Source organism: Sulfuricaulis sp., assembly GCF_041499725.1.
GTDB lineage: Bacteria > Pseudomonadota > Gammaproteobacteria > Acidiferrobacterales > Sulfurifustaceae > Sulfuricaulis.
Genome location: NZ_JBGQKW010000095.1, coordinates 1 through 9898, shown reverse-complemented (window position 1 = coordinate 9898; position 9898 = coordinate 1). Strand labels below are relative to the sequence as shown.

Below are 9898 nucleotides of genomic sequence, written 5' to 3'. Positions count from 1 at the left end.
GGCCTTCATATTCATGCGTTGGGTGGGCATGCGGAAACAGGCAGGGCAATTGTCCATAATGGCAGGGAGGCCGGCGCGGCGGGCAAAGTCGACGGTCTGACGCTCGCGCGCATACACGAAGGGGCGGATGATACGCAGGTCACCGGCGTCATTCAGGTAATGCGCTTTCATGGTGTGCAGTCGACCACCGTAAAAAGCACTCATCAGAAATGACTCGGCCAAGTCATCCAGATGATGCGCCAGGGCCAGGACGTTGTAACCTTGTTCCCGGGCCGTGGCATAGAGAATGCCGCGGCGCATGCGTGAGCAGTAGGCACAGAACGAGTCCCCGCGCATGGTCGTGAGCGCGCGGCCGACGATGTCCTGACGGCGATAGAAATAGGGAACGCCAAGCGCGGCGACGTAGTCCTTGAGGAAGGACGGATCAAAGCCATCGATGCAAGGATCGACCGTGGCCGCGGCCAGATCGAAACGAACCGGGGCCTTGTCGTGCAGGTGCAACAACACGTGCAGCAGCGACAGGCTGTCCTTGCCACCGGACAAGCCCAGCAGAATGCGGTCGCCCGGACGGATCATGGAATAATCCGCTATGGCTTCGCCGGCAGCGCGCAGCAGCGGCTTGGGTGGTTTGGTGCGCATTATGGAAACGGGCAAAGTATGGGCTGGCAACATAAGCTGCTAAGTATGCCCAATCAGAACGGTCAGGGCACGCCCCGACCAGGAGGGTAGCATGAGCGACAAAGTCAAAACCCTGAATCCCAAGGAGGCGTACAAGTTATTGCAGGAACACCCGAACGCCGTGTTCATCGACGTACGTTCGCATATGGAATATCTATTCGTCGGACATCCGTCGGGATCTATCCACATTCCCTGGATCGACGAGCCTGACTGGAAGCTCAACCCGCACTTTCTCACCCAGGTGCGGCAGGCCATGCTGGGTGGCGCTACCGGGGCGGCACCGGTGGTGCTGATCTGTCGCAGCGGGGTACGCTCACTCGAGGCCGGCAAGGCCCTGGTCGAGGCTGGAGTCAAGGAAGTCTACAACGTGGCCGAGGGCTTCGAGGGGCAGCTGGATGAAAAACACCACCGCAGCGCTCAGGGCGGCTGGCGGTACCACGGACTGCCGTGGGAACAATGCTAGCGCCCAGTGCCCGAGGCGAATGCTCTTTCGGCAATGGGCGCAATAGCCGCAAAGAGCCATATTTCCTGGGGCGCTACTGCGCCGTCTCCGAAGGGGCTGCCACCGCCCGTGGCGATAGCGCTTTCGGAGGTGACAGCCAGTGCGACTCAATGAACGTTGTTTCATGAGGCGGCCCGGCGTACTCCCTTCGAAGGAGCTTCGCCTCGGAAGGGAGTCGCCCTGCGCCACGGGATCCGGCGGCTACTTTTGAAAGTTGGCTGTAATTTGGCCCGAGATTGATTAAACTGCGCGGTCTCAAACGATCCATACAGGGTGGAGAGACGTTTTTTATGGCAGACAGTTACCTTTTTACCTCCGAATCGGTGTCGGAAGGCCATCCGGACAAGGTCTGTGACCAGATTTCGGACGCCGTACTAGATGCAATCCTCAAGCAGGATAAATCGGCACGCGTGGCCTGCGAGACGCTGGTCAAGAACAACCTCGTGGTACTGGCGGGCGAAATCACCACGCGCGCAACGATGGACTTCGACCGCGTTGCCCGCGAAGTCATCCGACATATCGGCTACACCGACGAGATGGGCTTCGGACCCGACTCCTGCACCGTGCTCACCGCCATCGGCCGTCAGTCGCCCGATATCGCGCAGGGCGTGGATGAAGGCAAGGGCCTCGATCTCGACCAGGGTGCTGGCGATCAGGGCCTGATGTTCGGCTATGCCACCAACGAAACCGACGTGCTGATGCCGATGCCGATCACGTTGGCGCATCGTCTGGTCAAACGCCAGGCCGAGGTGCGCAAGAACGGTCGACTGACGTGGCTGCGCCCGGACGCCAAATCGCAGGTTACCGTCAAATACGTGGACAACAAACCGGTGGGTATTGAAGCCGTGGTGTTGTCCACCCAGCATGCACCGGGTATCAAGCATGCGGACCTCAAGGAAGCCGTGATCGAGGAAATCGTGAAACCGGTCCTTCCCAAGGAGTGGTTGGGCAAAAACACGGAATACCACATCAACCCGACCGGCAGTTTTGAGATCGGCGGCCCGGTGGGTGACGCCGGTCTCACCGGCCGCAAGATAATTGTTGATACGTATGGCGGCATGGCACGTCACGGAGGCGGGGCCTTCTCCGGCAAGGACCCGTCCAAAGTCGACCGCTCGGCGGCCTACGCCGGACGCTATGTTGCCAAGAACATCGTGGCTGCCGGGCTGGCCGCGCGTTGCGAAATCCAGATCGCCTATGCCATCGGCGTGGCGAAACCTGTCTCGATACACGTGGACACATTCGGCACCGGCGTGATTCCGGATACGAAAATTGCAGAACTGGTGAAAAGCCAATTCGATCTTCGTCCCAAGGGCATCGTCCAGATGCTCGACCTGTTGCGTCCGATCTACCTGCCGACCGCCGCCTATGGGCACTTCGGCCGCACTGAAGCCAGCTTCAGCTGGGAACGCACCGACAGGGCCGAGGCACTGCGCGAGGCGGCCGGTATCAAGTCACGCAGCGCCGCCAGCGCATAAGTTCATCATGTCGCCGCCGGTTTCACGGCGGCGAGGCGTTGCTCTCCGAGGAGCGTTGCAACCCCCAAAGCTTTTACACTGGGGCCAGGCTCGGAGAGAACGTCGGTTAAAACAACGGCGCTCGCTCAATTTACGGAGCTAGCATCATGAACGCTGTCGTCAATCCGAAGTTCACCGATTACAAGGTCGCGGACATCAAGCTCGCCGACTGGGGCCGCAAGGAAATCCAGATCGCCGAGACCGAGATGCCGGGTCTCATGGCCTTGCGCGAAGAGTTCGGCGCGCAGAAACCGCTCAAGGGCGCGCGCGTCTCCGGCTCGCTGCACATGACCATCCAGACCGCGGTGCTGATCGAAACGCTCGTGGCGCTTGGGGCCGAAGTGCGCTGGGCGTCGTGCAACATTTACTCCACACAGGATCACGCCGCCTCGGCGATCGCTGCCGCCGGCATACCGGTGTTCGCGTGGAAGGGCGAGACGCTCGAGGAATACTGGTGGTGCACCGAACAGGCGCTCACCTGGCCGGACGGCAAAGGGCCGAACATGATCCTCGACGACGGCGGCGACGCCACCATGCTGGTGCACAAGGGCGTGGAATTCGAGAAGGCCGGTAAAGTGCCGAATCCCGAGCCGAACGCGAACGAGGAATGGAAGGTGTTTCTGGGCCTGCTCAAGAAGAGCCTCGCCGCGAATCCGAAGAAATGGACCGAGACCGCCCGGGCCATCCGCGGCGTGACCGAAGAGACCACCACCGGCGTGCATCGCCTGTACCAGATGCAGGAGCGCGGCGAACTGATGTTTCCGGCGATGAACGTGAATGACTCCGTCACCAAGTCCAAGTTCGACAACCTCTACGGGTGCCGCGAGTCGCTGCTCGACGGCATCAAACGCGCCACCGATGTGATGATCGCTGGCAAGATCTGCGTGGTCCTGGGTTATGGCGATGTGGGCAAAGGTTGTGCGCAGGCGTTCCGCGGCATGGGTGCGACCGTGTGGGTCACCGAGATCGACCCCATCAACGCGCTGCAGGCGGCGATGGAAGGCTATCGCGTGGTCACCATGGACGCCGCCGCGTCACAGGGCGATATCTTCGTGACCGCCACCGGCAACGTGCACGTCATCAATCACGGCCACATGAAGGCCATGAAGAACGAGGCCATCGTGTGCAACATCGGCCACTTCGATTCCGAGATCGACATCGCCTCGCTGGAGAAGAACTACCCGTGGGATGAAATCAAGCCGCAAGTGGATCACGTGATCTTCCCCGACGGCAAGAAGATCATCGTGCTCGCCAAAGGCCGGCTGGTGAACCTGGGCTGCGCCACCGGACATCCCTCGTTCGTGATGTCGGCCTCGTTCAGCAATCAGACCATCGCACAGATCGAACTCTTCAGCCGTCACCAAAATTACGAGAAGAAGGTTTACGTGCTGCCGAAAAAGCTCGACGAGAAAGTGGCGAGATTGCACTTGAAGAAGATCGGCGCGAACCTCACGCGTCTCAGCCAGGAGCAGGCCGACTACATCAATGTGCCGGTAGACGGGCCGTATAAGCCGGACCATTACCGTTACTAAACGCGGGAATCACCGGAACCGGCCATAACCAGGCAGAAGCCGGAACCGACGCTTACGCCATGGACTCGCAGAAGAAATTTCCGCGCACCTTCAGTTTCGAGTTTTTCCCGCCCCGGAACGAGGAAGGGCGGGTCAAGCTGCGCGAAACTGTTCAGCAGCTCGCGCAGCTGAAGCCCAAGTTCTTTTCCGTCACTTTCGGCGCGGGCGGCAGCACGCGCGAAGGCACTTATGAAACGGTGAAGGAGATACAAGCGCAGGGCCAACAAGCCGCGCCGCACATCTCCTGCATGGGCACCACGCGCTCGGACATTCGCGCGCTGCTCGACGGCTACCGCCAACTCGGCATCCGCCACGTGGTCGCGCTGCGCGGTGACCTGCCCAAGGAGGCGCCCCAGACCGGGGATTTTCTTCACGCCAACGAGCTCGTGGCCTTTATCCGCGCCGAGACCGGAAATGAACTCATCATTGAAGTCGCGGCCTATCCGGAATTCCATCCGGAATCACCGAGCGCCGAGTCCGATGTGCGTCACTTCGTGAACAAGGTCAAGGCGGGGGCGGACTCCGCCATCACCCAGTACTTTTTCAACGTTGACGCCTACTGGCGTTTCGTGGAGGAATGCGAGGCCCTGGGTGTCGGCGTGCCGATCGTGCCGGGCATCATGCCGATCACCAATTACAAACAGCTTGCAAGGTTTTCCGATGCCTGCGGTGCCGAGATCCCGCGCTGGATCCGCCGGCGGCTGGAAGGATTCGGGGATGATCTCGATTCGATCCGCGCCTTTGGGATGGATGTCACCACCGACCTGTGCGACAAGCTGCTGGTCGGCGGCGCCCCGGGACTGCATTTCTACACACTGAACCGCGCCGGACCCACCTGCACCGTCTGGGAACGGCTCGGACTTTAGGATACCGCCGGACACAAGGACATGGGTCCCAAAACCAGCGAACTGACCGCGCGCCTGCCGGCGGGCAGGCCCCTGCCTGTGCGAGCCTGTTTTCTGGGGGAGCGCCTGAACCTGCGCGGGCTGCCGGAACCGGCCGTTACGCTAGGTCCGCTCACGGTGTCAGCGGGTGAAGCCGGGCTGGCGGTACTGTTTCGCTATGGGGCGGTGGTGCTGCTCAACCTGAGCGAAGCGGAGCAGAAAAACTTCCTCAAGGACCTGCGACCGCGGGTGGAGAACCCACTGCGGCGGATGGAAACCGAAGATGTCCAGCTATACGTCGTGGGCAAACAGCCGGAGGGCGTGACGCCCGAGGGCATCGGCATCACTGACCTGGCGCTGGCGCGCCTGCAAATCGTGGCGATCGCACTGGCGCGCAGTGTCGCGCTGGCCTACTACGAGAATGCCATGGCCAGGGCCTTTGATCTGATCGAACCGCTGGCGCGGCGGCTGGAAAATCCGCGCGGCGGCGGGCGCCGGCTGCGCGAGCTGTTGCGTCACATCGGCGGCACACTGCTGGTACTGCACAAGATGACCGGGCGCGTGGAGATCCAGGACAAACCGGACCTGCTGTGGGACCACCCTGAGGCCGAGCGCCTATACCTGCATCTGGAAAACGAATATGAACTGCGCGAGCGCAACACGGTGCTCGAACGCAAGCTCGCTCTCATCAATCAGACCGCCGAGACGGCGGTGAACCTGATGCAGAACCGCAGCATGCTGCGTGTGGAATGGTACATCGTGGTCCTCATCGTGTTCGAGGTGCTGCTATCCACCTACGAACTCTGGTTCCGGCACTAACGCCGCCACGCAGCGGCGTTATACTGATCGCTCAACGCAAGCAGAAAGTAATCATGCACGCACGATTTCCGGCTGTGGCGGCGTCCGTCCTGCTCCTGCTTTCCTGCAGCAGCGCGAAGGCACCGCCGATCGTGCGCGATTATGCCTTGACGCAGATCACAGACCACGTCTACGTCATTCACGGTCCCAACGAAAATCCGAGCAAGGACAATCAAGGTTTCTCCAACAACCCCGGTTTCGTGCTCCTCCACGGTGGCGTCGTCGTGATCGACCCCGGCGCGAGCGTCCAGGTGGGAGAAATGGTGCTACGCAAAATCGCAACGGTTACCAAGGACCCGATCATCGCCGCCTTTAACACCCACATCCATGGTGACCACTGGCTCGGCAATCAGGCCATCAAAGCCGCCTATCCCAAGGCGGTGATCTACGCCCACCCCAAAATGATAGAAGCGATCAAAGCCGGTGAAGGCGACAACTGGATCAAAATGATGGACGCTGCGACCCAAGGGGCGAGCCGCGGTACAAAGGCGATGGCGCCGGATATGGGACTGGATCAAGGTGAGGCGCTCAAGTTGCACGGCACAACTTTCCGCATCTGCCACAATGACCGCGCGCACACGGACAACGACATCATGATCGAGGTGGTTGAGGAAGGCGTGATCTTTCTCGGTGACAATGTACTGAACAAACGCATCGCCGCCAATTTCCCGGAGCATAGCAGTATTCAGGGCCAGATCGCGGCTATCGACCTGGCGCTCAAGTCCAAGGCCATGCATTTTATCCCCGGCCACGGGACTAGCGGCGGACGTGAAATTGCGCTGACCCAACAAATGTTTCTCAAGTCACTTCGCGCGTCAGTAAAAAAATACTACGATCAGGGTCTGAGTGATTTTGAGATGAAGGACAAGGTTATGCGCGATCTTGACACATACAAGGATTATTACGATTTCAACAACCTCGGGCGCGTCATCAACGTGGCCTATTTGCAGATCGAAACCGAATCTTTCTAGCGCGCTCTCGTGCACAAGCTTTTTCCCGAAATTAAGCCCTATGCGACGCACCGGCTCACAGTCGATGCCCCGCATGAACTTCATGTCGAGGAATGCGGCAATGTCATGGGAGTACCGGTGCTGTTCGTGCATGGCGGTCCTGGTGCTGGGTGCGAGGAATTCCACCGCCGTTTTTTCGATCCCAATCTCTATCGCATCATCTTGTTTGACCAACGCGGTGCGGGGCACTCAACCCCGCACGCAAGTCTCGATAATAACACTACACCGCATCTCGTGGCCGACATGGAAAAAATCCGCGAGCATCTCGGCATCGATCGCTGGGTGTTGTTCGGCGGTTCCTGGGGCTCGACCCTCTCGCTGGTATACGCCGAAACCCATCCAGAACGTGTGCTCGGACTCATTCTGCGCGGCATCTTCCTTTGCCGCCCGTGGGAGATTCACTGGTTCTATCAGGAAGGCGCCAACCGCATTTTCCCGGACCATTGGCAGGAATTCATCGCACCGATTCCGGAGCCCGAGCGCCATGACCTGCTCGGCGCGCATCACCGTCGTCTGACTGGCACGGACGAGGTCGCGCGCATGGCCAGCGCCAAGGCTTGGTCACGGTGGGAAGGCCGCACCGCAACGCTGCTGCCCAACAAACATGTGGTTGATTTTTTCGGCTCGCCGCGCACGGCGCTGGCGCTCGCGCGCATCGAGGCGCACTATTTCGCGCACCACAGCTTTCTTGAGCCCGACCAGATACTGCGCAATGCCTCGCGCTTGAACGGCATCCCCGGCACCGTCGTTCATGGCCGTTATGACATGGTCTGCCCGATTCAGAACGCCTGGGAACTGGCGCGCGCCTGGCCGGACGCCAGCTTTGAGATCATACCGGGCGCTGGGCACTCGGCGGCGGAGCCCGGCATCGTCAATGCACTGGTGAGGGCCACGATCAAGATGGCCGCGCAGCTCGGAAAACCCCCTTCCTCCTGATGGCCGTGTACGCGATTGGTGATGTGCAGGGCTGTTACCCGGCCCTGATGAAATTGCTGACACAAATCGGTTTCGATCCTGACCGTGACCGGTTGTGGTTCACCGGCGACCTCGTCAATCGAGGGCCGCGATCGCTGGAGGTATTGCAGTTCGTAAAGGGTCTGGGTGAGCGTGCCGAGTGCGTGCTCGGCAACCATGACCTGCATCTGCTCGCGGTGGCCGCCGGCGCCGCCAAGCTTAAAAAGAGGGACACCCTCGATGACATTTTACAGGCGACTGACCGAAATGAATTGCTGCACTGGCTACGTATGCGTCCCTTGCTGCATCAGGACGACAGCCTGGGGTACACGCTGATTCACGCAGGCCTGCTTCCGCCTTGGAACCTTGCGGATGCCCGGCGTTTGGCGCATGAGGCCGAGACAGTGTTGCGTGGTGACAAGGCGAATGAATTTTTCCATCGCATGTATGGCGACCTGCCCGATCACTGGAACGAAAATTTGCGCGGCGTCGAACGTCTGCGCGTCATCATCAACGCATTCACACGGCTGCGCTATTGCGATCTCGAGGGCAACATGGACCTGCGTCCGAAGGGGCCGCCCGGCACCCAGCCGCCAGATTTGATGCCCTGGTTCCAGGTCCCGGGACGCCGCAGTCAGAAATTCAAAATAATTTTCGGTCACTGGTCCGCGCTCGGGCTATGGCATGGCGACGGTGTGATCGGTCTTGACAGTGGCTGTCTCTGGGGGCACTCACTATCCGCGGTAAGGCTCGATACCTCATCATTGGAATTTTTCAGTGTCGACTGCGAGCCTTATCTGGCTCACGACGGTGGCTGATATGACACTATGGCGCTGGCTCGCTGATCTTGTTCTTGTCACTCACGCCGCTTATGTACTGTTCGTCGTCGGTGGCCTAGCATTGATCGTCATCGGCTGGATCCGGGGATGGGACTGGACACGCGGTCGGATGTTCCGTCTGCTGCATCTCGTGGCAATCGGTCTTGTGATGCTCGAGGCCTGGCTGGGAATCAACTGCCCGCTTACGATCCTTGAAAATTTCCTGCGCTTACAGGCGGGTGCAGCGGCCTATGAGGACAATTTCATCGGTCACTGGCTACGATTGTTAATTTTCTACGCCGCGCCTGAATGGATATTTACTCTGATTTATACTGCTTTTACGGCGCTGGTGATTCTGACTTGGCTGGCTTATCCGCCGCGGCGGAAACTTAGGTGATACCCAAGCGTCATAAAGTAATGCAAAATAGTTTTTTCCTCCCGACCTTGTGAGAGGACATATGACCGCCAACGAAAAACATCAGATACAAATTGACGTCAGGACGGTCTATCTTCCCGGTCAGTCGGCCCCGGATGAGGACCGCTACGTCTTTGCCTATACCGTCACGATTACCAATTCCGGCTCGGTACCGGCACGGCTCGTGACGCGGCACTGGATCATTACCGATGCCAATGAACGTACCCAGGAGGTCCGCGGCGAGGGTGTGGTCGGCGAGCAGCCCTATTTGCTACCTGGCTCCAGTTTCCAGTATACCAGCGGCACTATTCTGGAAACTCCAGTTGGCACAATGAAGGGCAGTTATCAGATGATCGCCGATGATGGCACCTCGTTCGATGCAGAAATACCATCTTTCACGCTGAGTATTCCACGCACCCTGCACTGAATTCTGCGTGAATAGGCGAAAGCGACGGATTAAACATCAAGATTGGAAACGTCTAGCGCATTCTTTTCGATAAACTCGCGGCGCGGCTCCACTTGATCACCCATGAGCATGGTAAAGACCTCATCTGCGGCGACGGCGTCATCCACGTTCACTTTAAGCAAACGTCGGGCGCTGATATCCATGGTGGTTTCCCACAGCTGCTCTGGATTCATTTCGCCCAAGCCTTTGTAGCGCTGAATGGTCTGACCGCGGCGCGCTTCGGCC

Annotated in this window: 11 protein-coding genes, 1 pseudogene and 1 riboswitch; of the genes and pseudogenes, 10 read left to right on the top strand and 2 right to left on the bottom strand. The window is 59.5% G+C overall.

The window, feature by feature from the left end:
* Nucleotides 1-639 (bottom strand): tRNA 2-thiocytidine biosynthesis TtcA family protein (locus ACC569_RS12755; RefSeq protein ID WP_372523913.1); only part of this gene is annotated, 639 nt, incomplete at its 3' end.
* A gap of 91 nt (nt 640-730) precedes the next feature.
* Between ACC569_RS12755 and ACC569_RS12750 the strand changes: the two genes are divergently transcribed.
* From ACC569_RS12750 to apaG, 10 genes are all read left to right on the top strand, one after another.
* On the top strand, nt 731-1141 hold the full coding sequence (locus ACC569_RS12750) for a rhodanese-like domain-containing protein (protein WP_372523912.1): 411 nt from the start codon (nt 731-733) through the stop codon (nt 1139-1141).
* A gap of 329 nt (nt 1142-1470) precedes the next feature.
* Nucleotides 1471-2658 carry a methionine adenosyltransferase gene (gene metK, locus ACC569_RS12745; protein ID WP_372523911.1) on the top strand — a complete coding sequence of 396 codons (1188 nt, stop codon included), beginning with the start codon at nt 1471-1473 and terminating at the stop codon, nt 2656-2658.
* Nucleotides 2659-2699: 41 nt separating this feature from the next.
* Nucleotides 2700-2788, top strand: a riboswitch (S-adenosyl-L-homocysteine riboswitch).
* Nucleotides 2789-2804: 16 nt separating this feature from the next.
* Nucleotides 2805-4229, top strand: a complete 1425-nt coding sequence (gene ahcY / locus ACC569_RS12740; RefSeq protein ID WP_372523910.1) for an adenosylhomocysteinase — start codon at nt 2805-2807, stop codon at nt 4227-4229.
* 59 nt (nt 4230-4288) lie between these two features.
* Complete coding sequence (gene metF / locus ACC569_RS12735; RefSeq protein WP_372523909.1) at nt 4289-5134, top strand: methylenetetrahydrofolate reductase [NAD(P)H]; 846 nt, start codon at nt 4289-4291, stop codon at nt 5132-5134.
* A gap of 21 nt (nt 5135-5155) precedes the next feature.
* A complete protein-coding gene (locus ACC569_RS12730) occupies nt 5156-5971 on the top strand; it encodes an RMD1 family protein (protein ID WP_372523908.1) in 816 nt (271 codons plus the stop codon).
* A 53-nt stretch (nt 5972-6024) separates the two neighbouring features.
* Nucleotides 6025-6981, top strand: coding sequence for an MBL fold metallo-hydrolase (locus ACC569_RS12725; protein WP_372523907.1), 957 nt, complete (start codon nt 6025-6027; stop codon nt 6979-6981).
* Between the two features lie 9 nt (nt 6982-6990).
* Entirely contained in the window at nt 6991-7956 is a 966-nt protein-coding gene (gene pip, locus ACC569_RS12720) for a prolyl aminopeptidase (protein WP_372523906.1), read from the top strand.
* Nucleotides 7956-8792 carry a symmetrical bis(5'-nucleosyl)-tetraphosphatase gene (locus ACC569_RS12715; RefSeq protein WP_372523905.1) on the top strand — a complete coding sequence of 279 codons (837 nt, stop codon included), beginning with the start codon at nt 7956-7958 and terminating at the stop codon, nt 8790-8792. Before pip ends, ACC569_RS12715 begins: the two co-directional genes overlap by 1 nt.
* Nucleotide 8793: 1 nt before the next feature.
* Nucleotides 8794-9189, top strand: coding sequence for a DUF2784 domain-containing protein (locus ACC569_RS12710; RefSeq protein ID WP_372523914.1), 396 nt, complete (start codon nt 8794-8796; stop codon nt 9187-9189).
* 61 nt (nt 9190-9250) lie between these two features.
* Nucleotides 9251-9634 carry a Co2+/Mg2+ efflux protein ApaG gene (gene apaG, locus ACC569_RS12705; protein ID WP_372523904.1) on the top strand — a complete coding sequence of 128 codons (384 nt, stop codon included), beginning with the start codon at nt 9251-9253 and terminating at the stop codon, nt 9632-9634.
* A 29-nt stretch (nt 9635-9663) separates the two neighbouring features.
* Here apaG and ACC569_RS12700 read toward each other — a convergent pair.
* Nucleotides 9664-9898, bottom strand: a pseudogene (locus tag ACC569_RS12700) (hypothetical protein); the annotation flags it as partial.